Annotated in this window: 27 protein-coding genes, 7 tRNA genes and 1 pseudogene; 7 read left to right on the top strand and 28 right to left on the bottom strand. The window is 40.4% G+C overall.

What is annotated here, in order from left to right:
* Positions 1-27 precede the first annotated feature (27 nt).
* The gene (locus BUC05_RS19350; RefSeq protein ID WP_011245693.1) at positions 28-1,212 is read right to left on the bottom strand and encodes an oxalate decarboxylase family bicupin; all 1,185 of its coding nucleotides are present in this window, start codon (positions 1,210-1,212) and stop codon (positions 28-30) included.
* A gap of 206 nt (positions 1,213-1,418) precedes the next feature.
* On the opposite strand from BUC05_RS19350, the gene BUC05_RS19345 reads away from it, so the two are divergent.
* Positions 1,419-1,643, top strand: a complete 225-nt coding sequence (locus BUC05_RS19345; protein WP_142237595.1) for a hypothetical protein — start codon at positions 1,419-1,421, stop codon at positions 1,641-1,643.
* Positions 1,644-1,915: 272 nt separating this feature from the next.
* Here the strand turns inward: BUC05_RS19345 and BUC05_RS19340 are convergent, their stop codons facing one another.
* The 3 genes and pseudogenes from BUC05_RS19340 to BUC05_RS21820 form a co-directional block, all read right to left on the bottom strand.
* Complete coding sequence (locus tag BUC05_RS19340) at positions 1,916-3,214, bottom strand: arsenic transporter (RefSeq protein ID WP_035204948.1); 1,299 nt, start codon at positions 3,212-3,214, stop codon at positions 1,916-1,918.
* Between the two features lie 15 nt (positions 3,215-3,229).
* The gene (locus BUC05_RS19335; RefSeq protein WP_035204951.1) at positions 3,230-3,571 is read right to left on the bottom strand and encodes an ArsR/SmtB family transcription factor; all 342 of its coding nucleotides are present in this window, start codon (positions 3,569-3,571) and stop codon (positions 3,230-3,232) included.
* A gap of 151 nt (positions 3,572-3,722) precedes the next feature.
* Positions 3,723-4,052 (bottom strand): annotated as a pseudogene (locus tag BUC05_RS21820) (ArsI/CadI family heavy metal resistance metalloenzyme); the annotation flags it as partial.
* A 173-nt stretch (positions 4,053-4,225) separates the two neighbouring features.
* Here BUC05_RS21820 and BUC05_RS19325 point away from each other — a divergent pair.
* On the top strand, positions 4,226-4,687 hold the full coding sequence (locus BUC05_RS19325) for a CarD family transcriptional regulator (protein ID WP_035204954.1): 462 nt from the start codon (positions 4,226-4,228) through the stop codon (positions 4,685-4,687).
* A 158-nt stretch (positions 4,688-4,845) separates the two neighbouring features.
* Here BUC05_RS19325 and cspC read toward each other — a convergent pair whose 3' ends face one another.
* On the bottom strand, positions 4,846-5,046 hold the full coding sequence (cspC, locus tag BUC05_RS19320) for a cold shock protein CspC (protein WP_011245685.1): 201 nt from the start codon (positions 5,044-5,046) through the stop codon (positions 4,846-4,848).
* Positions 5,047-5,417: 371 nt separating this feature from the next.
* Here cspC and BUC05_RS19315 point away from each other — a divergent pair, with 371 nt between their 5' ends.
* From BUC05_RS19315 to BUC05_RS19305, 3 genes are all read left to right on the top strand, one after another.
* Positions 5,418-6,347: a Gfo/Idh/MocA family protein gene (locus tag BUC05_RS19315; RefSeq protein ID WP_035204956.1), complete on the top strand. Its 930-nt coding sequence runs from the start codon at positions 5,418-5,420 to the stop codon at positions 6,345-6,347.
* A 147-nt stretch (positions 6,348-6,494) separates the two neighbouring features.
* Positions 6,495-7,286: a TraX family protein gene (locus tag BUC05_RS19310; protein WP_035204958.1), complete on the top strand. Its 792-nt coding sequence runs from the start codon at positions 6,495-6,497 to the stop codon at positions 7,284-7,286.
* Positions 7,287-7,638: 352 nt separating this feature from the next.
* Complete coding sequence (locus BUC05_RS19305; protein WP_011245680.1) at positions 7,639-8,151, top strand: cupin domain-containing protein; 513 nt, start codon at positions 7,639-7,641, stop codon at positions 8,149-8,151.
* 164 nt (positions 8,152-8,315) lie between these two features.
* Here the strand turns inward: BUC05_RS19305 and BUC05_RS19300 are convergent, their stop codons facing one another.
* The 3 genes from BUC05_RS19300 to BUC05_RS19290 form a co-directional block, all read right to left on the bottom strand.
* Complete coding sequence (locus BUC05_RS19300; RefSeq protein WP_051881237.1) at positions 8,316-9,125, bottom strand: class I SAM-dependent methyltransferase; 810 nt, start codon at positions 9,123-9,125, stop codon at positions 8,316-8,318.
* A gap of 315 nt (positions 9,126-9,440) precedes the next feature.
* Positions 9,441-9,992, bottom strand: a complete 552-nt coding sequence (locus BUC05_RS19295; protein WP_035204960.1) for an SMI1/KNR4 family protein — start codon at positions 9,990-9,992, stop codon at positions 9,441-9,443.
* A 504-nt stretch (positions 9,993-10,496) separates the two neighbouring features.
* Positions 10,497-12,698 carry an MMPL family transporter gene (locus tag BUC05_RS19290; protein ID WP_035204962.1) on the bottom strand — a complete coding sequence of 734 codons (2,202 nt, stop codon included), beginning with the start codon at positions 12,696-12,698 and terminating at the stop codon, positions 10,497-10,499.
* A 137-nt stretch (positions 12,699-12,835) separates the two neighbouring features.
* On the opposite strand from BUC05_RS19290, the gene BUC05_RS19285 reads away from it, so the two are divergent.
* Positions 12,836-13,369, top strand: coding sequence for a TetR/AcrR family transcriptional regulator (locus BUC05_RS19285; protein WP_035204963.1), 534 nt, complete (start codon positions 12,836-12,838; stop codon positions 13,367-13,369).
* Positions 13,370-13,494: 125 nt separating this feature from the next.
* Here the strand turns inward: BUC05_RS19285 and BUC05_RS19280 are convergent.
* The 8 genes from BUC05_RS19280 to BUC05_RS19245 form a co-directional block, all read right to left on the bottom strand.
* A tRNA-Leu gene (locus BUC05_RS19280) sits at positions 13,495-13,579 on the bottom strand.
* Positions 13,580-13,585: 6 nt separating this feature from the next.
* A tRNA-Leu gene (locus BUC05_RS19275) sits at positions 13,586-13,671 on the bottom strand.
* Positions 13,672-13,695: 24 nt separating this feature from the next.
* Positions 13,696-13,772, bottom strand: a tRNA-Asp gene (locus tag BUC05_RS19270).
* Between the two features lie 7 nt (positions 13,773-13,779).
* A tRNA-Val gene (locus BUC05_RS19265) sits at positions 13,780-13,855 on the bottom strand.
* A gap of 259 nt (positions 13,856-14,114) precedes the next feature.
* Positions 14,115-14,186: transfer RNA gene (locus tag BUC05_RS19260), tRNA-Glu, on the bottom strand.
* A 7-nt stretch (positions 14,187-14,193) separates the two neighbouring features.
* Positions 14,194-14,281, bottom strand: a tRNA-Ser gene (locus tag BUC05_RS19255).
* A gap of 1 nt (position 14,282) precedes the next feature.
* A tRNA-Asn gene (locus BUC05_RS19250) sits at positions 14,283-14,357 on the bottom strand.
* Positions 14,358-14,409: 52 nt separating this feature from the next.
* Positions 14,410-14,874: a SprT family protein gene (locus BUC05_RS19245; protein ID WP_011245675.1), complete on the bottom strand. Its 465-nt coding sequence runs from the start codon at positions 14,872-14,874 to the stop codon at positions 14,410-14,412.
* Between the two features lie 81 nt (positions 14,875-14,955).
* Between BUC05_RS19245 and cmpA the strand changes: the two genes are divergently transcribed.
* On the top strand, positions 14,956-15,099 hold the full coding sequence (gene cmpA, locus BUC05_RS21325) for a cortex morphogenetic protein CmpA (RefSeq protein WP_094423742.1): 144 nt from the start codon (positions 14,956-14,958) through the stop codon (positions 15,097-15,099).
* A gap of 27 nt (positions 15,100-15,126) precedes the next feature.
* On the opposite strand, the gene BUC05_RS19240 is transcribed toward cmpA, so the two are convergent.
* The 12 genes from BUC05_RS19240 to alr form a co-directional block, all read right to left on the bottom strand.
* Positions 15,127-17,289 carry a Tex family protein gene (locus BUC05_RS19240; protein ID WP_051881238.1) on the bottom strand — a complete coding sequence of 721 codons (2,163 nt, stop codon included), beginning with the start codon at positions 17,287-17,289 and terminating at the stop codon, positions 15,127-15,129.
* A gap of 99 nt (positions 17,290-17,388) precedes the next feature.
* The gene (locus BUC05_RS19235; protein ID WP_011245672.1) at positions 17,389-18,015 is read right to left on the bottom strand and encodes a SpoIIE family protein phosphatase; all 627 of its coding nucleotides are present in this window, start codon (positions 18,013-18,015) and stop codon (positions 17,389-17,391) included.
* A 1-nt stretch (position 18,016) separates the two neighbouring features.
* The gene (gene sigB / locus BUC05_RS19230; protein ID WP_011245671.1) at positions 18,017-18,802 is read right to left on the bottom strand and encodes an RNA polymerase sigma factor SigB; all 786 of its coding nucleotides are present in this window, start codon (positions 18,800-18,802) and stop codon (positions 18,017-18,019) included.
* Positions 18,762-19,244, bottom strand: coding sequence for an anti-sigma B factor RsbW (gene rsbW / locus BUC05_RS19225; RefSeq protein WP_035204967.1), 483 nt, complete (start codon positions 19,242-19,244; stop codon positions 18,762-18,764). Before rsbW ends, sigB begins: the two co-directional genes overlap by 41 nt.
* Positions 19,244-19,573, bottom strand: coding sequence for an STAS domain-containing protein (locus BUC05_RS19220; protein ID WP_011245669.1), 330 nt, complete (start codon positions 19,571-19,573; stop codon positions 19,244-19,246). Before BUC05_RS19220 ends, rsbW begins: the two co-directional genes overlap by 1 nt.
* 64 nt (positions 19,574-19,637) lie before the next feature.
* On the bottom strand, positions 19,638-20,654 hold the full coding sequence (locus BUC05_RS19215) for a PP2C family protein-serine/threonine phosphatase (RefSeq protein ID WP_011245668.1): 1,017 nt from the start codon (positions 20,652-20,654) through the stop codon (positions 19,638-19,640).
* The gene (locus BUC05_RS19210) at positions 20,655-21,086 is read right to left on the bottom strand and encodes an anti-sigma regulatory factor (RefSeq protein ID WP_035204968.1); all 432 of its coding nucleotides are present in this window, start codon (positions 21,084-21,086) and stop codon (positions 20,655-20,657) included.
* A 2-nt stretch (positions 21,087-21,088) separates the two neighbouring features.
* Complete coding sequence (locus BUC05_RS19205) at positions 21,089-21,445, bottom strand: STAS domain-containing protein (RefSeq protein ID WP_011245666.1); 357 nt, start codon at positions 21,443-21,445, stop codon at positions 21,089-21,091.
* Between the two features lie 17 nt (positions 21,446-21,462).
* Positions 21,463-22,281 (bottom strand): RsbT co-antagonist protein RsbRA, encoded by an 819-nt coding sequence (locus tag BUC05_RS19200; RefSeq protein ID WP_011245665.1) that lies wholly within the window; start codon positions 22,279-22,281, stop codon positions 21,463-21,465.
* 269 nt (positions 22,282-22,550) lie between these two features.
* Positions 22,551-22,901: a type II toxin-antitoxin system PemK/MazF family toxin gene (locus tag BUC05_RS19195; RefSeq protein ID WP_011245664.1), complete on the bottom strand. Its 351-nt coding sequence runs from the start codon at positions 22,899-22,901 to the stop codon at positions 22,551-22,553.
* A gap of 4 nt (positions 22,902-22,905) precedes the next feature.
* On the bottom strand, positions 22,906-23,106 hold the full coding sequence (locus tag BUC05_RS19190; protein WP_050748939.1) for a hypothetical protein: 201 nt from the start codon (positions 23,104-23,106) through the stop codon (positions 22,906-22,908).
* A gap of 142 nt (positions 23,107-23,248) precedes the next feature.
* Positions 23,249-24,481, bottom strand: a complete 1,233-nt coding sequence (alr, locus tag BUC05_RS19185; RefSeq protein WP_035204969.1) for an alanine racemase — start codon at positions 24,479-24,481, stop codon at positions 23,249-23,251.
* Positions 24,482-24,504 lie beyond the last annotated feature (23 nt).

Here is a 24,504-nt window from a genome sequence, read left to right as displayed (position 1 = left end):
TCACTTTCAAACTATTATAAACACCATTTATATTGTAGGGTACTTCACAACAGGCCATTTTTCTTTCCTTAACTTATTAGTAAACTTGGAATCGACATGTATATTATGTTGGACAAGTTCCGTTGGAGTAAGAGCCAACCATTGATTTAAAGATACATCTTCAAACCGATCACTTTTGAACATTTCAAGAAACCACACTGATTCGTTGCCTGTATTTTGAATATAGTGCCCTGTGGCAAAAGGAACATACCCAACATCGCCAGCCCGATAATCAAATGTACGCGCTACGCCATTCCCAGTAAACACAGTCATTCTTGCCTGGCCAGTTAAGTAATACTGCCATTCATCATTATTCGGGTGCCAGTGCATTTCCCTCATAGCTCCTGGTTCAACTTCAACCAAAGCAGCAGCAATTGTTTTGGAAACAGGGAAATTCCTTGAATCGACAATACGTACACTGCCTCCAGGTGTGACCAATGGGGGCTGTTTTAATAATTCATGCTTAAACGTTTGTGGCACAGCGCCATAAGGGGAGTTTATTTGTTGCGACTGCAACGGTCCTGGAACTTCATCCTGGTAAATATACACTTGTTCAGTTGGAATGGTTGCAAATACAGATTCAGGTACACCAAAATTTGCCGAAAGAACGTCTTTCGGCGTGTGGGCCATCCAATCGGACAACGACAATGTACTTAAATCAGAGAACATCCCATCATCAAAAACAAGCAAAAATTCACAACCGTCATCCAAACCTTGAATCGAGTGGGGAATCCCAGGGGGAAAATACCATAAGTCTCCTGGGCCGACATCTGCTATAAAGTTCCTGCCATTTTGGTCAACAGCCGTAATCCGGGCATGGCCAAGTAACATATAAGACCATTCTGCTTGCTTGTGCCAATGAAGCTCACGTACGCCTCCTGGTGTTAAACTCATATTCACTCCGGCAAGTGTTGTCGCAATCGGCAAATCCCTTTGCGTAATTTCTCTTGACCAACCGCCATGATTTAATTGCATATGGGCATCGGAAAAAGAAAAACGCAAATTAGGAATCAACCCACGATCGGTTTCCGGTGGAACAAGTATATTAGGATTCTGAAGATCACGCATCAAATTCCGCGGACCACGATCAACGCCTCCAGCGCCATCAGCTCGAATAGGCTGCGGAATATTTGGATTCCCTTTTAGCGGCTTCACGTTATCTCCCCGTTTCATTTTTTAATCCCTCCCATCATATTAAACAAGAAGCCGCTTTATTCTTAGTAGTTCGTCAACTTAAGAACTTGTCTTATTTTGAATATAGTTATCCTCTATATTTTTTATCCTCAATCGTCTACTTGAATAAAATAACTTTTAATTGGTATAAATAAATCATTCGTGTTTTAAAAGATTTATCAACCGACGAGGTGAACGCTATGAAATTGAAACCATTCATAATTTTTGGTTTAGTTGGTTTTATTGCCGGTGTATCAATAAGCCTGTTTGACCCGAAAGTTTTTCAGGAATATTATTATGGTGGCGTGATCATTGCTTATACTGGAATGGAGATTTTTTTTAACATAGCTAGATATGGCGTTCTCGGCGCTATAACTGCGCTCGTATTCGTATTGGCCTATCAGTTAAAACCGAAGGCAAATGTAGGCTAGTCCAGAAACCAATCCATTAGAAGATGGATGTTAAGCCAGCGTGAAAGACTGTTGGCTTAGTACCATTTCCACATTAATTAATATGAAAAAAGGCGCAATATCTAGTGAAAGTGCGCCTTCTCCATGTCATCTACGAATTTACATGTTCCTATCTCATCTCGGACTCTTGAAAACCATCCATTTCTCTTCTGTGGTGTGCTGGCGTTAACGGGCATTTGGCTGTTTCCTGTACATAAAAGTTAATGGTTTTCTTTTCCATATACTTTCCACTCCTAATGGATGATCCTTAACCAGAAGTATAGACTTAATAACGTTATAAACAACACAGGCAGCGTAATGACTATACCAGTCTTAAAATAAGCGCCCCATGAGATTCTTACACCTTTTTGTGTCAACACATGGAGCCACAATAATGTGGCAAGCGAACCAATAGGTGTTATTTTTGGCCCTAAATCAGAACCAATCACATTTGCGTAAACCATCGCTTCCTTCATTAATCCAGTTGCGCTCGTCGTATCAATGGCAATCGCATTAATCATTACTGTTGGCATGTTGTTCATCATCGAACTTAAAACAGCGGCAACAAACCCCATCGCCATCATAGCAGCAAAGACACCTTGTTCCGCGATTCTCTCAAGTCCCAAAGCGAGCAAATCAGTTAAACCGACATTTTGTAAACCGAACACGACAACATACATCCCAATCGAGAAAAAAACTATGTTCCATGGCGCGCCTTTCAATATAGATCGGGTTTGAACAGCAGGGCTTTTTCTAGCTATCACTATAAAGAGCAACGCAATCAGTCCTGCAATCATAGAAACGGGAATATGCAAAAACTCACTGACTAAGTAACCCATTAACAATAGAACAAGCACCCACCAAGACAAGCGGAACATGTTATTATCTTTAATTGCCGATGCAGGTGGTTGCAACGTCTCGTAATCATAGTTGTTCGGGATGCTTGTTCGGAAGTAGAGATACAGCACAAGGATACTAGCGATTAAAGAGAAGACATTCGGAACAATCATCCGTGTTGCATATTCAATGAAGCCAATCCCAAAAAAATCAGCCGAAACAATGTTCACTAAGTTACTTACAATGAGCGGCAGCGACGTTGAGTCCGCAATAAACCCACTGGCCATGATAAAAGGGAACACCATGTTTTCATTAAAGTGTAAAGCACGCACCATCGCTAAAACGATTGGCGTTAAAATCAAGGCAGCGCCATCATTGGCAAAAAACGCCGCAACTACGGAACCAAGAATGCACACATATACAAACATCAGCTTGGCGTTCCCCTTCGCTGCCTTGGTCATATGTAAGGCGGCCCATTCAAAGAAACCAATCTCATCAAGGATTAAAGAAATAATAATAATTGCAATAAACGTCAACGTGGCGTTCCACACGATCCCCGTCACTTCCACCACATCGGCAAATGAAACAACGCCAAATAATAAAGCGAGAATAGCTCCCCCACACGCTGACCAACCAATATTCAAGTTACGTGGCTGCCAAATAACCAACGCGAGCGTCGTAATAAAAATCAATGAAGCGAAAAGAACCGATAACAACGCTTAATCCCCCCTTTACCCACAGTCTACAGGTGTTTCCTTCTCTATAAGACTGCGGTAACGTTCATCTTGATCTGAAATTTGCTTCAAGACGACTTGAATAAGTTCAGCTTTCGGAGAGGACTGGTTCAAAGAATAAAAACGCCATTGGCCTTTTCGCGTTTCCACTACTAGGCCAGCTTCCTTAAGTTTCTTTAAATGCTGACTAATTGAAGGTTGACTCGCATTAAACATATCGACAAATTGACAAACGCAATATTTTTTCTTTGAAACAAGTTTCAACATAAGCAACCGAGTAGGGTCACTAAGCACTTTCATGCATGTCGCAATTTCTTCGGAACTTAAACTGAATACCATTCATGATCTTCCCCCTTCCAGACACCATTATAAATGCAGCCATTATATAAGTAAACGCTAATATATATGACAATAATTTATGTGTTCCATAAAAAAACGAGCACCTGAGCACTCGTTTTTTTATCGTTCAAGATATTGGAGTATTGCCTTTCTACTCACTGTCTTGTTTTGTGTAGAAATATTCCCATCCGTTTCGATCGGGATCCGTTACCCCAAATTTATCTTAGACAGCATAGCAGCAAGTAGTATTCAATTCTTCACGGGCAAAGAAACCTTCACGTTCGAGCCTTTCTTTATGTTTAAGTACATCTTCTTTGGTCTCAACCTGTATACCTAAATGATTTCCTGCCACTTTATTTCTTTGTGTTAACGTCAAATTTAAATTAGGTTCTTGGGTCAGAAATTTGACATAATCGTCTTATACTTTTACCGGTTTAACACCTAAGAATCGTTCATAAAAGGTTTGACTTTCACTTAAGTTTTTTTACATTCACCGTGACCGACGACGCGGTAATGTCTTCTTTTGCTTGAGACTGATATCCGAAAAAATCTGTTTGTTGACATTAAAAAAATCATCGTGTTATAATTAAAAATTTGTTAAATAAACAAATGTATGGTAACCTTAAGACAGTCCCGTATATGGAGGTGGATTATATGTTTCAAATTGGCGATAACATTGTTTATCCGATGCACGGAGCAGGTGTAATTGAGGCGATAGAAGAAATAGATCTTTTAGAGGAAAAACAACAGTATTATATCATAAAAATGTCAATCAACAATATGAAAGTTATGATCCCAACAAGCAAAATTGTGAGTTCAAGAATACGGCCAGTTACTGATATACTTGCGATAAACCACATTATACACATATTTCAGCACGGAGAATCAGATACGTTACTGCCGTGGAAACAAAGGTATAAAGTAAACGCGGACAAAATAAAAATGGGTGAAATGCAAGAAGGCGCTGAAGTGGTACGCGATTTAAGGCGCATTAAGAAAGAAAAAACACTTAATACAAGCGAAAAAGAACTGTTGGATAATGCCTATGAATTTTTGCTTAGTGAACTGGAAGTCGTTAAAGGAATCACCGATAGGCAAATAAAAAGTTTCTGTTAAAAATAAACATCATTGCACATCAGAAATTCACTAAATTTTTTGGTAATATTATAATTAAAAGTCATCATTTCAAAGACGTTCAAGTAGGTTTTTTAGTGAGCATGATACAGAGAACATAAAAAAACAGGCCCTATTTAAGGAGCCTGTTTTTATGAAAATTAATTTTTTTGAACGTTAGCAGCTTGAGCTCCACGAGCACCTTGCTCAATGTCAAACGATACTTTTTGACCTTCGTCTAAAGATTTAAATCCTTCACTTTGGATAGCAGAGAAGTGTACGAAAACATCGTCTCCATCTTCGCGTTCGATAAAACCAAAACCTTTTTCTGCATTAAACCATTTCACTGTACCTTGTTCCATTTTTGTTGCCTCCTAGTGTGTTGCCACACATTATATTACTACTCTTGTCCAAAGTATCATCAAGACGAAAAGTCAATATTCATACTATCCTTTACACCGAACAAAAATAATTCTCTTTATTATAACAGGAAACGGAAGTAATAGCAAATTAATTTTAGTTTTTTTTCCATAGCCGTATAACGTGTAGATGTCAGGGTAAGAACGGCATCGAGCATGTCATCATCTCCCCTAAAAAATTTTACTTTTCAGCTGGCGAGATTGCTTCACGTATGTATATGATGACTATATTTAAACAGTGAAGATTTGTATGTTATTAAGTAAATGCCTTGGAAGAAGTTATATAAGTAAAGGCTAATTGGAGGATACGTTAGATGAAACCTAGAATTGGTATGATTGGATTAGGTGGGATTGCTCAAAAAGCGTATTTACCTATTTTATCAAAGGAAGTAGATTGGACCTTTGTCGGAGCATATTCGCCGAACAAACAGAAAAGAGAACAAATTTGCAACCACTATCGCATCAAAGCATTTGAAGACCTACCTACATTAAGTGAATCATGTGATGCCATCTTTGTTCATAGCTCAACAGAAACACATTATGAAATTGTATCTCAACTACTTCGCGATGGAATCGATGTTTATGTCGATAAACCATTAGCAGCTACTATTCAACAGGCTGAGGAATTGGTTCATTTAAGTGAGACGCTTGGCAGGAAGCTCATGGTTGGATTTAATCGACGCTTCTCACCAATGTATGTGAAATTAAAAAAGTTACTGAAAGAAAAAGACACTGCTTGGATAAACCTTGAAAAACATAGAATCGTCTCAAACAATGATACGCTTTCTTACGAGCACATCCTGTTGGATGACTATCTCCACCTAGTAGATACAGTTAGATGGCTTTCGGATGGAAACATACGTTTTGAAAATGGCTTCTTAAAAACGATTGATTCTAAGTTAGCCTTTACACAGCAACAATTCCAGTCTGATGACAATATCATCTTTAACAGTTCCATGCATAGGAGTGCAGGCACTAATTTAGAACAACTAGAGATGGTAACAACTGGGGGAATCTTTCGTGTGAAAAACATGAACATCTTTGAATGTGAAACAGATAATCACCTTTCCACTTTTTATTCTGGCTCCTGGGAATCACTTCTCAAACAAAAAGGATTTGAGCATGCTGTGAACCATTTCATTCAGTGTATCCAACAAAATATTGAGCCGAGTGTACCAGCAAGAGAAGGTTTAGAGTCGCAAGTATTGTTGCAAGAACTCATTCAACAGTCCAAGCGTCTTTAAAAGATCGCCAACAGAAATTAAATCATTTATAGTCGTGTAAGTCTTTTCCTCCTCATGTTATTTTTTCGTTTATACGATTTTTATATGTGTCTAATTTCTTATAATCGATGTAATATAAAATAATGAGTATACTAGGAGAGGAAATTTATGTCGACGACTACATTGAAAATAATCGCCTTATGCGCTATGTTCATTGATCACATCGGGCAATTTTTTCCTGAGACACCGGAATGGTTTAATTGGATTGGAAGAATATCCGCCCCTATTTTTATTTATTGTGTTGTTTTAGGAATTAAACACACTATGAATAAAAAGAAATACCTGATTCGGTTATACTTATTTTCATTAAGTATGGCGATTATAAATATGGTACTGAATCAACTATTTGATTATACCCATTTCTATATTTGGAATAATTTTTTTAGTTCTTTATTTGTTGTTGCGGTAGTGATACTTTTACTAGACAACTTTAAAGCAAAAAACTTGTTTTTCTTCATCATTTGGCAACTATCCACCCTTATTTTATGTTTCGTTTTAGTTGAAAAATATGAGGTATTAAGACTAAGTGACCCATCAGGTACATATTACTTTTTAGGTTCAGTATTTGGTAATATCCTCTTTGTGGAGGGCACTTTTTTAGGGGTTGTACTTGGAGCTATATTTTATCTTACTTTATCGAACCGAATTAATTTAATTATTCTATATAGCTCCTTCTCCTTGTGTTTTTATATGCTTCATTTAAAGGTAAGCAATTACGGAAACCCAGTCATTCACACATATTTGTTCCCGTTTGCAGACTATCAATGGATGATGGTTTTCGCCCTTCCATTTTTATTGCTCTATAACGGCAACAGAGGGATTGGCTTAAAGTATACCTTCTATATTTTTTATCCATTACACTTAGTTATTCTGTATTTATTAGCTGTGTCTCGATTGTAGTAGATTAAATCTACAACTTCCTACTAGTTAAACAAAATCATCGCTTAAACGACTTCTTTTGAAAATCAGCATATAAAAAATACCAAGGTCGCTTCTAACCCTTGGTATTCTTGTGATCTTACGATGAATGCGGCTGAGTTCGTGTTGGTTAGGGAAAACCCTTCTTGATTCACACTAAATTTTAATGGCTTTAAAGGTGTCTTATGCAACAGCGTTGTCATACCCGGGTGCTTATTGCTTAGCTATTATACGTTGTAATTCAAGTTACAAAACCAAATATATGCTCGTTAAATGCAAGCACTCTTACTAGGCAGTTGCATATACTGTAAAAAAGCCTAAGGAGAGATTTGCTGTGAATTACTACTATAATTCATTTTACAACAGTCCCCAAAACCTGCCTGAATGGAGAGGTATTCCCTATTACCAAACACATAACATGTACAGAACAGTGCCATACCAACAACCCAAAACGGATTTTGGGAAAGAGCCCTTTACATTAAACATCTCACAGGCTTCCAAAAATAATAATACCTACCGCACTGTCATTTGGACTGGTGAACATCTACAAGTAACCTTAATGAGCATTAATGTCGGTGACGATATCGGGTTAGAAATACACCCTCAAACGGATCAATTTTTAAGGATAGAACAAGGTCAAGGCTTGGTACAAATGGGTAGCAGCCCCAATCATTTAACGTATCGAGCAAATGTTTCCGAAGATAGCGCGATTATGGTTCCTGCTGGCACATGGCATAATGTTACCAATACTGGCCCTGTCCCTTTAAAACTTTATTCCATCTATGCGCCTCCACATCATCCTTATGGAACAATCCAACCAACAAAGGCAGATGCTATGGAATCGTGAGAAAAAAGAAGACCTTGCTTCGGCAGGGTTATTTTTTCTCGTTTACGTTCCTTTTTTTGGGTTTGTGTTTTTTAAGAAAGCACCATCGTAACCAATCTTAAATCAAGGGGGGTCCTATTAGATTACGACAAAAGAAGAAACCTGGTATTCAGCAAGTTCTTTTCTTAATAAGGTTCACTTACAACATACATTCCTGAGTCTTTACTAATATGGATATATCCTTGTGTATTTTTCTTACTTTCTAAGAAACTAATAAATTGATCATATCTGCCTTGCTTGTTTAAAGCATCTTCAAGTCCTGTATCTATCGAAAAGATATAATCAGCCAAATCGTGAACATTCGTAACTCGTAAGTTAGATTCGTACTTCAATAACTGAACACGATTAAAAGAGCTGCGTAATGCTTTTTCCCCATTCTCAAGACCAAAATACGTTGAATGGACCGGTTTAATGAACGGTAATGAGGAATCAAACTCTTTAACAAAATGATAAATCTCTTTCATATGACTATTACCATTAGTCGCAGCATAAAAAAGACCATTAGGTTTCAATATTCTTTGAACCTCTTTTAAAGCTGCTTCTATGTTTGGAACGTGATATAACATATGATTCGCTATAACAATATCAAATAGGGAATCCTCCAAATGCGTAGCTTGAATATCCATTTCTCCAAAAGTTATATTTTGTTTTTCAGGAATATTTCGTTGCGCTTGACTAACCATCCCTTTAGAAAAATCAGTTAGTATAATACTCCAGTTTTCTCTAATTTTCATTAAATTTTCCGTCCATAAGTATCCTGATCCGCAACCAAATTCTATAATGTTACTCTCATCATCAAATTGAATATTGTCAAACACCCATTCATGCCAATCTATTCGATTGGTGCTATATTCTTTATGTAATCTTATTCGAGCATCAAGTTTTGATGAATTTACGTACTGTTGGTTTAAGAATTGATTAGAGTTAGTTCGCATAAGATTCACCTCTCTGCTATTTTAAAATATGATTTTAACTTGGATAGAGTTGTCTATGTATACATTCACTAAATAATTCCTTTAACCTGCAATAAATAATCGTAAGAGAAGGTGACTAGCCTCCGACCTCTGTCACCACAATACGCACGGTTCCGTATATAGCGGCTCAATTTTAAGCACGGAAGCTATTGTAATGTTGTACACAGGAAATTAGCCGAAAACATATCGTTCGGTCTTTTATGTCTTCACATCTCCTTTTTCTAATCCCAAGCCCCTATCATTGAAAAGATTGACAGATAGAATACATTATTCATATTAAAAAAGGCTATCTTTTCTTGGATAAGAACGATAATACACTTCCGCACTGGCATTCCAATCCCAAAATACTGATCCTTGTGAAAGAATGTATCTCTCCAGAAACATTTCAAAACTTGAATTCAAAGGTCTAGGCTCATCCACATCTTCTAAAATATAAAGATAGTTCGGGTTTCTTTTTTTAACCTTTTTCTTATTGATAATTAAATGACACTCTTCAAGTAGAAATGCAATAGGGATGTCTTTAGTGTCAAGATACTTCTGAGCTTCTTTCATTTGATCAAGATTAAACAGCCTTAAGCCACCACCCGCAGGCTCACCAAAAAGCAAATTCCCATAAATCCTTGCTCCATTATGGAGAGACAGGAACTCTTTAAAATCTGAAGGGATGTTTATGCCTTGATCTTTTTCGAATTGTGAAAGATGATTTTCAGTAACTGGCTCATTGAATGAACAAAAGCATTCCTGTGATGTGAGAAGTGATTTAATTTTCCCCTCCTCATTTAATGCTTCTTTAAGACTATCTAAGATTTCCTTCAAAGTGCTCGACATTTTCTTGCCTCCTATTATCTAGTAAGCGTTCCACCAAGGTGTTGCTTTTTTGTAATGAAAGTCTCTAGGTAGATGAAAAAGGTTGTTCATTGCATTCGTCCCACCGTACTCTAAAGGAATGACGTGGTGAAGATCATAAGCTTTCCAACTTATTTTTGGAGCAGCATACTGACCAATATATTAGCGTCTCTTTGATCAGCACGTACAACCTTCATATCTGCTTGCGCAGGAGCTAGCATATACCTTTTATTATGTAAATTATAGTGTTAAGGATTATAACACTGCTTTGCCGTTTGTCAAAAATGCCCAGTAGAATGTTGCTTGTAATGGGAGCTAGCCCTGTCCACGCTGCTAGCATTATTAATAAATCAATAAGAAGACCATGTAACTGGTAAAAATTAAAAAAGCACCAAAGCTCTAAAAGCCTTGGTACTACTAGTATGCGGTTGAGAGGAATCGAACCTCCACGGAATTTAACTCCACCGAAGTTTTTGGATTGTCACCTTATTCTTTTTCTTCTTTTTTAATCTCATGTAATAATTTTTCACCTTCTACATCAATGTTAGGCATGATTCTGTTTACCCACTTAGGTAAATACCAAGCATGTTTACCTAAAAGAGTCATTACCGCCGGTACTATAGTTAACCTTACAATAAATGCGTCAAACAACACTCCAAAAGCTAATGCCATACCGACGGATTTTATCATTGTGTCAGGAGTCGCCATGAATGCAAAAAATACAGTCATCATAATCAATGCAGCTGTTACGACTACTTTGCCCGAATCCTTAATCCCTTGTAAAACAGCTTCTTTTGCATTTCCAGTTTCACTAAAAACTTCTCTCATTTTACTAACTAAGAATAACTCATAGTCCATAGCTAATCCAAAAAGAATTCCAATAGTTACAACAGGTAAAAATGATAAGATCGGACCGGATGATGGAAATCCGAATAGTTCAATTAGGTTACCATCTTGTATGACAAAAACCATAAAACCTAAAGTAGCACCTATTGATAAAACAAATCCTAACACGGCTTTTAATGGTACAATTAATGATCTAAATACAGCTACAAGTATTACATAAGCTAATACGATAATTAAACCACCGAAGATTGGCAATGCTTCAAATAACTTGGTCGAAATATCAAAATTCATAGCCGTAGTTCCACTAACCATAAGATTAATGTTATCTTCGTTTTCAACGTCAACTGCATATTCTCTAATATCATCTATAACATCTTTAGTTTCTTGATCGTCTGGTCCAGTATTAGGTGTTACGTTAAAAAGAAAGAAGTCTTGTGATTCATTAGGTATTGGCCCGACTACTGAACTTACCCCATCTATTCCTTCAATGTCTGTTAAAATTTGACCTAAAGATTCTTCTGTATTCTCAATGTTAGTAGGAACCTCGGCTCCAACAATTAATGCAGAATGAATACCTTCACCATAAGCCTCCGTTTGTAAATCATAAGCTTTTCTTTCAGTGGTATCTTCATGATTGGTCATCTCAGTTGATGGTAAGCCTAATTGCAAATTAACTACTGGAATACTAATCAATATAAGTAATCCTAATGAAACCAGTACTACACTTTTGGGGCGTCTTACTATAAACTCTCCCCATTTATTTGATGAACTTCCGTTTTTATTCCCTTTTTTAGATAATCTTCTTAATAATTTATTTTCATTGTCCGGACTAATTTTGTTACCCAGTAATGACATAATTGCTGGGAGTACAAGTATAGATACAACTACTGATAAGAATATGCTAATGGCTGATGTTACACCCATTACCGTTAAGAAAGGAATACCTGTAACGGCTAATCCTAATACACCAATAATAACAGTGATACCAGCAAAAACAACGGCTGTTCCAGCTGTACCATTTGCAATCGCAATTGAATCAACAATGCTATTCCCTTTTGCCCTTTGTATCTTAAATCGATTAATAATAAATAGTGCATAATCGATCCCTAAAGCCAAACCTAGCATGGCAGCTAACACGATAGAGACAGATTGAATTTCAAAAATATGTGTTCCTATAACGATCGTTAATAAACTAATACCTAACCCTAGAATAGCTGAAACAATTGGCAATCCAGCTGTAACAAACGATGCAAACATGATAGACAAAATTAGAAATGCGATTACGACTCCCACTGCCTCTGTCATATGAGAAAAGCCATTCGCACTAAATACTACTGAATCACTAATTAGTTCTGACTGAATATCATTATCTCTTGTAATATCCAAGGCACTTACAATATCATCTTTAGTTTCTTCTGAAACTTCTGCCCCAGCTAGATCGAGATACAGTTCAGCATATCCAATCATATTATCCTCACTAATATTTCCTAAATCCCAAGGTGGAATAACTCCTTCCACATGAGCAATATCCATCAACTCAGATATAAGTTCACCTATATTTCCTTGCACCGAATCTGAATTTAAATCTTCTCCCTCAGGAGCTTTAAATACAATTTCAATAGTACTGGTTTCATCATCTTCCATACCATCACTAAAATTTTCGGTAATGAATGTTGCCGCCTCATCTGCCGGTGTACCTGGTATAGTCATATCCTCTTCGAAATTTAAACCAAGGTTTAAACCAACAATTGCAAGCAATACTAGTATTGCAACCGTTGAAAAAATTACTTTCTTGCTATGAGTAATTGACCACTTAGCAATATTGAAAAGTTTATTTGCCATTTCTATATATCTCCCTCTATCCCAAATTTAAAACTAACAAATGTAAGTACATTTGTTATCATAACAACTAGATATTATATTCGCAAGCATTTAATGTTACAATTTTAAGAAGTAGTTTAAATTAAGGAGGTATACTATTGGAAAAATTAACAAGCGGTTTATCTCAATCTCAAAAATCAATTATGCAGGCAGTAGCTACCCTATTAGAAAAAGAACAATTAAAAAACCTTACAATCACCAAGGTTTGCAAAGAAGCAGGTGTTGCAAGAATTACTTTTTATAAATATTACGACACCATTAATGACGTCATTGAAGCTACAGCTCACTTGAAAGTAAGTGAGTTATTCATGCAATTTAGTAATAATACAATTGAAGATTTAGATGACTTTATTAATGGATTAACTTTAAGAATTTCAAGGAGTAAGAGTAGTATTAAAAATATGTTAGACCTTAATATGTCTCATATTTTATTAGTACATTTCATTTATGCAACCAAAGTTTACTTAGAGAAAAGTAACTTAAAGGTAACAAGAACAAAGCTTAATTTTTTTGCTGGTGGTATATTCAATGTAATCTCTGAATGGGTAAGGGATGATTTATCACTCGAGGATGAACTAAGAGGTCAATTAATCGAGATATTTGAATATATGCGTGTACTTAGTAATGAATAAGGACTAATAAATAGTTCTTATTCGTTTTTAACTTGAATCGATTATTTTAATTTCATACTTGCAATCCCTAAAATAAAAAAAGACCAAAGCTTTAAAAGCCTTGGTACTCCTACATTTCTTCTGTATGCGGTTGAGAGGACTCGAACCTCCACGGGATTTAACTCCCACTAGGCCCTCAACCTAGCGCGTCTGCCATTCCGCCACAACCGCGTATTCTGGTGCGGGTGAAGGGACTTGAACCCCCACGTCATAAAGACACTAGATCCTAAGTCTAGCGCGTCTGCCAATTCCGCCACACCCGCTGGCAAATTAATTTAAAATATAGATGGCGGTCCGGACGGGACTCGAACCCGCGACCTCCTGCGTGACAGGCAGGCATTCTAACCAACTGAACTACCGGACCTTGTTGATGGTGGAGGATGACGGGATCGAACCGCCGACCCTCTGCTTGTAAGGCAGATGCTCTCCCAGCTGAGCTAATCCTCCATTCTGACTGCAGATAAGCGGCGAATTTCTTCGTCCAATTCGTGCCTCTCAGTCAGTCACGTACGTTTGTACGCTCCTTCCCTCAAGCACTTCTTGTCCTCGAACTTCTTGCTTCTCTTTGTCAAACAATGATGCTGATAAGCTGCAAATCTTTTCGTCTCGTTGTTCATTCTCTAACAGCGATTGAAACGAACTGGTGCTGGAAAGGAACAATGGAACAGAACATGTCCATTTTCCTTTCAGCGCCTCGTTTTGCAAATGACCCGTACGGGATTCGAACCCGTGTTACCGCCGTGAAAGGGCGGTGTCTTAACCACTTGACCAACGGGCCAGAAGAGCGGAGAAGGAGGGATTTGAACCCTCGCGCCGCTTACACGACCTACTCCCTTAGCAGGGGAGCCCCTTCAGCCACTTGGGTACTTCTCCATGGCTCCACAGGCAGGATTCGAACCTGCGACCGATCGGTTAACAGCCGATAGCTCTACCACTGAGCTACTGTGGAATATGTACGCTTTTTTCCGCCTCTCCTTGGCGACTCTTATAATATAGCATAGTCACTTCCTTTGATGCAATACTTTTTTCGATAAAAATTTTAGTTTCCCGTGGCAGGTACCACAAACATATTTTTGCGTATTGATTTTTCGCCGCCGGTGGTATGTTCGGCTACAAGATGTACATGTATACACAAGAACGGTCTGTTCGTCTTGCGCTGTTTTGCAGTAGCGAGGTGCTCCTGTTTTGGCAAGCCATTCCTGAAAATCTTTATCGCCATGTTTGTAGCCTTTCCCTTCGAGATGAAGGTGGTAATGGCAAAGTTCATGTTTAATGATGCCGATCAGTTCTTCTTTGCCGTAGCGCTCATATTGCTTTGGGTTTAGCTCGATATCATGGCTTTTTAGCAAATACCTTCCCCCCGTCGTGCGAAGGCGGTTATTGAAGCGGGCTGTGTGTGTAAAAGGGCGCTTAAAAAAAGCAAGAGAAATCGTTTCTGTTAGCTGTTGCAATTCTTTGTTTGTCATTCTTTGTCCTCCATTAAAAACTATTCAACTCTGACAAACAGCCCAACATATACTACTTGAAACATGAGAGGAGCGTTCGATATGCCTATTTGGTTAAAGAAACAGCTTCGTAAAGCGTATGCTGAAAAAAATCGCCATCAATTGAAGCTTTTAAATCAATGTTGGTTTTATTATAAAGCAACTCATGGAGAAAACACGCTTTCTCAACATAAAGAACCGATGTAGGGAGCTTGAGACGCTCCCTTCATGCAGTTAGACAACAATTGGCGCCTTCATTGTCAGGCTGATGCGTCCTTTTTTCTCGTCAACGTCCTCTACCCAAACAGTAACAACATCGCCAATGGATACGACTTCCATAGGGTGTTTAATGTAGCGGTCCGACAATTTGGACACATGCACGAGACCGTCCTGTTTGACGCCAATATCGACAAAGGCGCCAAAATCGACGATATTGCGCACGGTTCCTTGAAGTTCCATGCCTTTCTCCAAGTCCTCCATCTTAAGAACATCTTGTTTTAACTGTGGCGCCGCTAATTCATCCCGTGGGTCTCGGTTCGGACGGGCAAGTGCGTCGATAATATCGGCTAATGTTAACGTGCCAATTTCAAGTTTTTCTGCTAATTCGCCTTGATTGAGGCTGTTTAGTCTTTGTTTCAGTTTGTCTGTGCCAATGTCTTTTGGCTCTGCCTCTACATACTGAAGGAGTTTTTTCGCCTCGTTGTAGCTTTCTGGGTGAATGGCCGTCGCATCCAATCGATTTTTGCCGTCTGGGACACGTAAAAAGCCAATGCATTGCTCATATGTTTTGGCACCTAAACGGGGAACGCTCTTTAACGCTGTTCTTGTTGGAAATGGCCCGTGTTCGTCTCGATAGGCAACAATGTTGGTCGCTTGCGTTTTATTAAGCCCAGCCACATAAGAAAGCAATGCTGCTGAAGCGGTATTGACATTGACGCCGACACGGTTGACGGCGGTTTCGACAACAAAAGCAAGCGACTCATTTAGCTTTTTTTGTGACACATCATGCTGGTATTGGCCGACGCCAACTGATTTTGGATCAATTTTGACTAGCTCTGCCAACGGGTCTTGCAGGCGACGGGCAATCGAGATCGCGCTCCGCTGCTCGACTTGGAGATCAGGGAATTCTGTGCGGGCAATTTCAGAAGCAGAGTAGACGCTCGCCCCCGCTTCGTTGACGATACAATAGTAAAGCGTATCATCGATCTCTTTAATCGTATTTGCGACAAATTGCTCGGTTTCACGGGAAGCTGTTCCATTGCCGATGGCAACCATTTTAACGCCGTATTTTGTCGTCACATTCCGTATGATCGCTGCTGCTTCTTCCGTTTTATGGTGTGGCGCTGTTGGGTACATGACCCCTACTTCAAGCGCTTTGCCTGTAGCATCTACAACCGCCCATTTGCAGCCTGTCCGAAAAGCTGGATCGATGCCTAACACGACTTTGCCTTTCATTGGCGGCTGCAAGAGCAGTTGCTTTACATTTTCTGCGAAAATCGCGATCGCCTGCTCTTCGGCTTTTTCAGTCAAAAATGCCCGTACTTCCCTTTCTAGCGAAGGCTCGACCAAACGCTTGTATGCATCTTCAATCGCCTCTTCCATAATGGGAACGACCGGTGAACCATGCTTTTTGATAATGAGGCGTTTAATTTGGTCGATAAAGGCATCGCTTGGGAAGCGTACGTGCACGCGCAATACCTCTTCTCGCTCACCGCGGTTAACGGCGAGTGTCCGGTGGGGCACCATTTTTTTAATAGGCTCTTGGAAATCATAATATAGGGCGTAGACGCCTTTTTCATCTTCTGCGCCGCCATTTTTTCGGCTTGTTTCAATGGTTGATTGCTTTAACGCCCGTTCACGGAGCGTCGACCGTATTTCTGGGTCTTCGGCAAACATCTCTGCTAGTATATCTTTCGCGCCAGCGATTGCCGTTTCACTGTCTGGCACTCCTAATTCTTGATTGATAAAGGGCGTTGTCGCTGTTTCTAGCGAAAATTCTCTCGGGAAAGATACTATTTCTTGCGCCAATGGCTCAAGCCCTTTTTCTTTGGCTGCGGTTGCCCGAGTGCGCCGCTTTTGTTTATATGGCCGGTATAAGTCTTCTAATGTTTGCAGCTTTCGAGCCGCTTTAATTTGCGCCTTTAATTCGGCTGTCAATTTGCCTTGTTCATCAATGAGGCGAAGCACTTCTTCTCGCCGCTGCATGACGCTTTCAGCATATTCGTGCGCATCTGCGATTGCTTTGATTTGCAATTCATCAAGACCGCCCGTTTGTTCTTTCCGGTATCGAGCAATAAAAGGGACCGTATTGCCTTCCTTTAACAACTCGACAACTTGCCTAACTTGTTTCGGGGCTAAGCCTGTTTCCGTTACCGTTTCGTTTACCAATTCCTCCATTGCCTTACCGTCCTCCAATCTCCGTTTATCATAGCACAAAAGCAAATAAACAAAAAAGAAACACCTCGCCCTGTAAGGTGTTTCTTTTCGCTTATCGCCCTATCCCCTATGTACCGCTGCAGGCACTCTAAATTTGCCGACCATTAACGTCGCGTCATCTTTTTGATTAAACCGTTTGGCTGCCACCACGTTCTCACTTACGTTGTATAAGCCACTCTGGTCAATTAGCGCTTGTTTTGGCGGAAGCCGGTCGACGCCATCTGTATAGATCATAAAGGCGCTACCAGGAGAATATAAGAACTTGTCGCTTTTGATTTTGCTTTTGCGGCCACACAAATAGCCTCGCGTCGGCATTGGCTGAATAAACGAGCCATCAGGATGGAATAAGACAAAGCCAATGTTTCCGAAGTTTGCGTAATGGAGGATGTTGCTTTCGTAATCAATTTTAATGACTGTCATAACAGCCCCCCGTTGATGGATCAAAGCCCTATTGCAATGTTCAAGAATCACATCGGCAGACTCAGCATGATACGTTTGCACCGCTTCTAGTGCCGTCATAGTAGAATGGTATGCCCCTTGGCCGCTCCCTAAACCATCGACAACGGCACATACTGTGTATGTGCCTTTTTGGATCACCATGTGCCCGTCGCCGCAAACAGCATTACCTGGTTTGATTTGCTGGACAGTCGCAATATCCGTATATTGGTCTTTAAAATACGTTAGCATTTCAGAAAATCTCCGTAGGCTCCACACGTATGGAGTCGCGCAGTTTTTGAAGTGCACGGCGTTGCAAACGGGATACATGCATTTGTGAAATGCCCAATTTTTCGCCTGTCTCTTTTTGGCTTAAATTCTCATAATAGGTGCATTGAAGAATGTCCTTTTCCCGTTCGTTTAGCACCTCGAACGCTTTTTCAAGCAATAACTTTTGGTCAGCTTGCTCATAGCCAGCCTCTTCATTGCCAACAAGATCAAGGAGCGTCACTTCTCCGCCTTCTTGGTCTGCCTCAAGAGGGCGATTGACGGATAGTGCTTGGTAACTTTTGCTCATTTCCATTGTCTCAAGCACTTCTTCCTCTGTCACTTGAAGGTACTCGGCAATTTCATGAACATAAGGGGAACGTTGCAACTCAATGGTTAGCGTATCCGCTGCTTTCTTAATTTTTGGCCCCAGTTCTTTGATGCGGCGCGGCACATGGACACTCCATGTTTTGTCGCGAATAAAGCGCTTGATCTCTCCTACAACTGTAGGAACTGCGAACGATTCAAAGCTTCTGCCATAGTCTTCGTTATAACGTTTCATTGCGGCGAGCAGACCAACCATGCCGACTTGATACAAGTCTTCATCGTATTCTCGCCCTTTTGAAAACTTCCTAGAAAGGGAGCGGACAAGCGCTTCAAAATGGTTTACCAATTTGATTTGGGCTTCTTCACTTCCAGTTTTTTGGTATTGTTCAATCCAAAGATAGATATCATCCTTGTTCTGACTGTAAGGAAGAGATTCCGTCGACACTTTCCTCCACCCCACTCTCGTAAAGATACTTTGTCATGACGAGCATCACGCCGTTATCTTCATTGATTTCAACTTTATCCATTAAACTGCTGATGAGGAATAAACCAAGCCCTCCTTCCTTTAAATCTCCAACTGGCTTTTTCGCATCAACTGGACCTAGTCGACTTTCCACATCTTTAATGTCAAAACTCTTGCCTTGATCAGCAACGACTACTTGAATTCGATCATCATAAATATAACAAGCTAAATAAATCGATCCACCTTCAGAATAGGCATGTTCTACGACATTCGTACATGCCTCGGCAACTGCGATCTTAATGTCTTCAATATCGTCGTAAGAAAAACCAAGACGGTTCGCGACGCCAGAAACGGTTAAACGCGCAATGCTGACGTATTCGGGCTTGGCAGGGATTTCCACGTGGATACGGTCATGTTGTTCCATTAACTCTGCCCCTCCTTCACTTCTTCAATCGTAATCACTTCATCCAGTCCCGTTATTGAAAATAGCCGTCTAACTCGACTAGACATGCCACAAAGCTTTAAGTTGCTGCCATTTGCATCCGTTGTTTTCAACACACCAACAAAAACACCAAGTCCAGTGCTATCAATATATTCCACCTCATTAAAATGAATCGTCATCTCAATACCTTTTTCCTTTGCTAGAGGAATGAGAGATTCACGTAGTTGAGGAGCTGTATAAGCATCAATCTCGCCAGCAAGGTAAATATGATAGGCGTTGTCTGTTTGTTCTGATCGTATTGTAAGGTTCATATGTAAACCGTCCTCCTCAAGCAATTAAGTTCCATTTCTCTTTCATACCCGGCCACTCCTATTTTTAAACGGTCCTCCGCAAAAGAATAAGCGTAAAATCATCACGTAATACAAAATCTTGGATTTTTACAAGTTCCTCATAAACGCGGTTGACCGTTTCTTGGGCAGGTAAATGCATATATTTACGAATTAATTTCGTGATTTCTTCCCGCTCAATAAATTCGTCGCCTATGCGGCATTCTGTTACACCATCAGACAAAAGCACAATAAAATCGCCTACATCCAAATGGCGGGTATATTCTTTATATTTGGTTTGCCGGGACACGCCTAATACGAGCCCTTTGGCGTGCAATTCTTCAAATGCATCGTTGGCCACGCTGTAAAAAAAACCTGGTTCGTGGCCTGCACCTGAATAGTGGAAATCACCAGTTGTTCTGTTATAATACCCGTACATCATCGTAATAAACATGCTGTCTCCAACGTTTTGGGCAACAACACGGTTTAAATTTTCAAGTAAAAGCGAAGGTTGGAGTTGCTGCTCTGACGGCAAACTGTCCATCGCATATTTGATCATAGACATGCAAAGAGCCGCAGGCACGCCTTTGCCAATAATATCGGCAATAGCCATACCCAGCCCTTTGTCATCTTCATGTACATAATGGTAATAATCGCCGCTCATTTTCTTTGCTGGTTTACAAACAACACCGACATCAAGAAATTCTGTTTCTGGCTTTTCTTGCGGGAGCAGAGTCTGCTGCATACTAGCTGCGACATCAATTTCTGATTCAAGTTCTTGCTGTCGGTTCCTCAATACTTGATGTTCTTGATAAGCAAGCCCATATCCCATCATGACTTCCAATAGGAGAACAAACGAATCTTGAACTTGCTCGTCCAATTGAGGGAGCATTTCTGTCAACACTTTAAAATGGATGCTGACAAATTCTTCAGGCGAAATTTTTTGCTCCAACAAAAACTTGCTTACTTTTTGCGCCTCGTACAGACTTTGTTCCGATTTGTTCTCTAAAAAGTCTTTCAAGATGCGCTTATAGGAAAGCTGTAACTTATAGTCTACAACAGACATCTATCTCACATGCCCCCTCATTTGGGCCCATTTTGTTGCCGTGATCGTTGTTCCTACGCCTATTTCTGAATCAATTGTGAATTCATCCATAAGCCTTTTCACGCCAGGCAAACCTGCCCCTAGGCCGCTGGAAGTCGTAAATCCATCTACCATTACTTGCCGTATATCTTGAATGCCAGGACCATCATCTTTAGCAATCACACGGATGCCTTTGATGATCCCGAGGTTGGAGGGTTTCTCCACCAATTCAAGGCGAATTTCTCCCCGCTTCGCATACAAGTAAATGTTTCTTGCTAGTTCAGAAATGGCTGTCGTGATCCGAGCTTGATCAACACTGCCAAAGCCGATTTGGCGTGAAAGGTCGCGCCCTGCCTGCCTAGCAGCGACGATTCCCCATTCATTTTTCACTTCCACACAGGATTGGATGTCCATCTCTAACCCTCCAATTCCTGTTGCAAGCTTGCGAGTCCTTGTTCAAGATCTAACGCGGTTGAAACACCTTCTAATTTGATTCCCATATCAATTAATGTAATAGCAACAGCAGGACGAATGCCGGTCAGTACGACACGAGCCCCCATCAAATTGGACATGTCGACAACATCGCCAAGTACTTTGGCAATGAACGAGTCAATCATATCGACACTCGTTAAATCAATAACGACTCCTTTTGAACCTTCTTCGTGGATTTTTCTAAGCAAATCTTCCTGAAATTGGAGGGCAGTTTGATCATCTAACTCAATTTGGATGCTGATTAATAAATATTGTTTGAGCTTAAGAATTGGAATCCTCATTGCATTTCCACCTTCCATCATAAATCGACCACTTTCTTTCCTGTCATTTCTAAGGCCAACACAACCCCTTTGCGTAGTGTGCTCTGCGTTGGAAATCTAGCCAAGTCAATGCCCAAGTTGACAATGGTCTGGGCAATTTCAGGACGAATCCCCACTAATACAGCCTTCGCTCCAATTAAACGGACAGCTTCGGAAGCTTCAATGATATGTTGGGCAACCATTGTATCGACGACCGGGACACCTGTAATATCAATTAAAACGACTTTTGAGCGGTGTTCGATCACGCCTTCAAGCAAATTTTCCATGATCAGTTTCGCTCTCGCTGTGTCAATCGTCCCGATTAACGGCATCACCGTAATCTCTTCAAAAACAGGAATCAGCGGAGCGGATAACTCTAACAGCGAAAGCTTTTGCATTTCGATCGTATATTCCCAATTCCCTGCATAATCGTTTACAATTCGATCCGTCCGTTCATCAATCCATTCATTTAATTCCGCTAACATTTCCACAGCCTGACTTTCTTTTACATCAGACGCAATTACGAACCTTTGGCATACCTTCCTAAACAAATGCATCGATTTTGAAAATAAGATTAGTGAACCGCCATTTTGAATAAAACGGTCGACATGCTCTTTTAATTCCGCATAATAACTGTCTTTATGCCCTTCAGCCGTAGACAGCACCAATTCCATTAGTTTTTTGTTCGTATGTTCAAACGCATCGTTAGGCTGCGTTTGCAAATCACTCTCTGAACGAAGCTTCGCCCATTCTTTTCCCCATTCCTCAATAAGTCTTGTCCGGTTTTTTAAAAGATAAGAAGCAATAAACGATTGCATAGCCTTCCCCTTTCACCCTGTATTTCTCTACTGCTATTATTTCATGAGTCGAGATCCCATGCAAAGATTAATCGTTTCCAGCGATCGTTTTTCTCAGTGTTTGACAATTCCACATTTTAAGGAATCGTTCTTATAAATGGCAAATAAAAAACCCTGTACGAGTGCTGTCCCCAGTTAGGGTCACTACGATGTACAGGGAATTGCCTGAAAAAAGATTCGTGATGCACACCAAATAAATGGTTGCCACGCTTTCTTTTATCCTCAAATGTCTAAAAATCAATTAATCCCAAACTGATTGTGAGTGCCTTGTCAACAGACCTCATCATTTTGTCGTCAAGATGGGTAATTTTATCTGTCAGTCGTTGTTTGTCAATCGTGCGTACTTGCTCAAGAAGAATGACCGAATCCCGGTCGAACCCATATTTGCTCGCATTGATTTCCACATGTGTTGGGAGTTTTGCTTTTTGGATTTGGGCTGTAATAGCTGCTACGATCACTGTCGGGCTAAATCGGTTACCGATATTATTTTGTATGATGAGTACAGGCCTGACCCCACCTTGTTCTGAGCCGACAACGGGGGAGAGATCTGCAAAATACACATCGCCGCGTTTGACTATCACATCGCTACACCCCACTAACGAGACGCGTCAGCGTATGATTCGCTTCCTCCTCAGCAAGAAAGGCTTCTGATGCAATTGTAAGATTGATTTTCGCCATCTCCATATAGCCTTGTTGCATTGACTCACGAATTTCAGCTTTTAGTTTTGCACGCTTATTGCTGTTTTCTTCGTTGTCCCACTTTTCCTGCTCAAGCACAGCATCCACCTCATTTAATCAGTGTAAGGCCTATTTAGGCAATTCGTTTCTACGTCCGACATTTCGCCGCAAGTTATACATCATTTATCATAGCATTGCCAATAGGTCTTTGCAAAGCTCTTTTTCAAAATCTTGCTTTGCTATTTAGCCATTATCCATTCTGTTGGTCATTTTTCCCTTGCTCTTCTATTTTATGCATAACCCTTGATTCTATTTGCACAGATTGATATTTGCCGTTTTTTACGTAAATACGGGGCAAGCGAGGATTGAGCATACAGGCAGCTTCATAATTAATCGTATCAAGCCGCTTCGCGACGTCATCAAGCTCAATCTGCTCTTGGCCGTCTTTGCCAACAAGAGTAACTGTTGTACCATTTGGCACTGGCTCAGAAAGTTCAATCATGCATTGGTCCATACAGATTCTCCCTGCAAAGCGCGCTGTTTGCCCATTGACGAGTGCATACCCGCCTTTCGTGCTGTTTTGCCTTGCCCAGCCATCAGCATAGCCAATTGGCAACGTCGCAATCCATGTCGGTGCTTCTGCTTGATAAGTAGCTCCGTAACTGACAGCGTCCCCTTTTTGAATAAGCTTCGTGAAAACTGTTTTTGTTTTTAGCGATAAGGCTGGAATAAGCTTAAATGGCAGTGCTTGTTTTATTTCTACTGAAGGGGTGAGCCCATACATGGAAATGCCGAAACGTACCATATTGTACATATCGCCTGGATAGCGCATGCTTGCTGCACTATTGCCAGTGTGGATGAACGGAATCGAAACGTTTGCTTCTTCCAATTTGTCAACACATGCTGCAAACCGTTCTTGCTGTTTTCGGTAATACGTATGATCGAGCTCGTCAGCAGTGGCAAAATGGGTAAACAGCCCTTCAACAACACCGATTTTTTGCGCAGCACAGACAACCGCCATCGTGTTTTCAACCGTTTGTTGGCCTAGGCGGCCCATGCCCGTGTCCATTTTGACATGGATACGGAGTGGATCGTTCGGTGATTTTGCCAGAAACCGTGTAGCCTCTTCTAGCCATTCTTGCTCAAATACAGTTACCGAAATCCCCTCAGACCGGGCAAGCTCTGCATTTTCTGGGCGTGTTTTACCAAGGACAAGGATCGGCGCCTGAATGCCTGCCTTTCTTAGTTCCAATGCCTCGTCTAATAAAGCAACACCAAGAAAGGTCGCTCCAGCGGCAAGCGCCTCCTTAGCAACGGCTATAGCCCCATGGCCATAGGCGTTCGCTTTCACAACTGCCATAATGGCGACATTGTGGCCTTGGCTTTTATAAAAGCGCGCTAGCGACGAAACATTGCTCGAAATTGCATTCAAATCAACCTCAACCCATGTATCCCTAAAGAAAGGGAGTGCCGTTCGATCCATCTAATTACCTCCAGGACAGTTCA

The organism is Shouchella rhizosphaerae (assembly GCF_900142675.1).
Lineage (GTDB): Bacteria > Bacillota > Bacilli > Bacillales > Bacillaceae_D > Shouchella > Shouchella rhizosphaerae.
Note: the sequence above shows the minus strand (reverse complement) of the source record. Positions and strands in the feature narration are given on the sequence as shown.

Excerpts from the sequence above, each read along its gene's own strand:
- BUC05_RS19350 (WP_011245693.1), bottom strand. The coding sequence starts at position 1,212 with ATGAAACGGGGAGATAACGTGAAGCCGCTAAAAGGGAATCCAAATATT.
- BUC05_RS19335 (WP_035204951.1), bottom strand. The coding sequence starts at position 3,571 with ATGGTATTCAGTTTAAGTTCCGAAGAAATTGCGACATGCATGAAAGTG.
- BUC05_RS19325 (WP_035204954.1), top strand. The coding sequence starts at position 4,226 with ATGTTTCAAATTGGCGATAACATTGTTTATCCGATGCACGGAGCAGGT.
- cspC (WP_011245685.1), bottom strand. The coding sequence starts at position 5,046 with ATGGAACAAGGTACAGTGAAATGGTTTAATGCAGAAAAAGGTTTTGGT.
- BUC05_RS19315 (WP_035204956.1), top strand. The coding sequence starts at position 5,418 with ATGAAACCTAGAATTGGTATGATTGGATTAGGTGGGATTGCTCAAAAA.
- BUC05_RS19310 (WP_035204958.1), top strand. The coding sequence starts at position 6,495 with ATGTCGACGACTACATTGAAAATAATCGCCTTATGCGCTATGTTCATT.
- BUC05_RS19300 (WP_051881237.1), bottom strand. The coding sequence starts at position 9,125 with ATGCGAACTAACTCTAATCAATTCTTAAACCAACAGTACGTAAATTCA.
- BUC05_RS19295 (WP_035204960.1), bottom strand. The coding sequence starts at position 9,992 with ATGTCGAGCACTTTGAAGGAAATCTTAGATAGTCTTAAAGAAGCATTA.
- BUC05_RS19290 (WP_035204962.1), bottom strand. The coding sequence starts at position 12,698 with ATGGCAAATAAACTTTTCAATATTGCTAAGTGGTCAATTACTCATAGC.
- BUC05_RS19245 (WP_011245675.1), bottom strand. The coding sequence starts at position 14,874 with ATGACAAACAAAGAATTGCAACAGCTAACAGAAACGATTTCTCTTGCT.
- cmpA (WP_094423742.1), top strand. The coding sequence starts at position 14,956 with ATGCCTATTTGGTTAAAGAAACAGCTTCGTAAAGCGTATGCTGAAAAA.
- BUC05_RS19240 (WP_051881238.1), bottom strand. The coding sequence starts at position 17,289 with ATGGAGGAATTGGTAAACGAAACGGTAACGGAAACAGGCTTAGCCCCG.
- BUC05_RS19235 (WP_011245672.1), bottom strand. The coding sequence starts at position 18,015 with ATGCTAACGTATTTTAAAGACCAATATACGGATATTGCGACTGTCCAG.
- rsbW (WP_035204967.1), bottom strand. The coding sequence starts at position 19,244 with ATGGAACAACATGACCGTATCCACGTGGAAATCCCTGCCAAGCCCGAA.
- BUC05_RS19220 (WP_011245669.1), bottom strand. The coding sequence starts at position 19,573 with ATGAACCTTACAATACGATCAGAACAAACAGACAACGCCTATCATATT.
- BUC05_RS19215 (WP_011245668.1), bottom strand. The coding sequence starts at position 20,654 with ATGTCTGTTGTAGACTATAAGTTACAGCTTTCCTATAAGCGCATCTTG.
- BUC05_RS19210 (WP_035204968.1), bottom strand. The coding sequence starts at position 21,086 with ATGGACATCCAATCCTGTGTGGAAGTGAAAAATGAATGGGGAATCGTC.
- BUC05_RS19205 (WP_011245666.1), bottom strand. The coding sequence starts at position 21,445 with ATGAGGATTCCAATTCTTAAGCTCAAACAATATTTATTAATCAGCATC.
- BUC05_RS19200 (WP_011245665.1), bottom strand. The coding sequence starts at position 22,281 with ATGCAATCGTTTATTGCTTCTTATCTTTTAAAAAACCGGACAAGACTT.
- alr (WP_035204969.1), bottom strand. The coding sequence starts at position 24,481 with ATGGATCGAACGGCACTCCCTTTCTTTAGGGATACATGGGTTGAGGTT.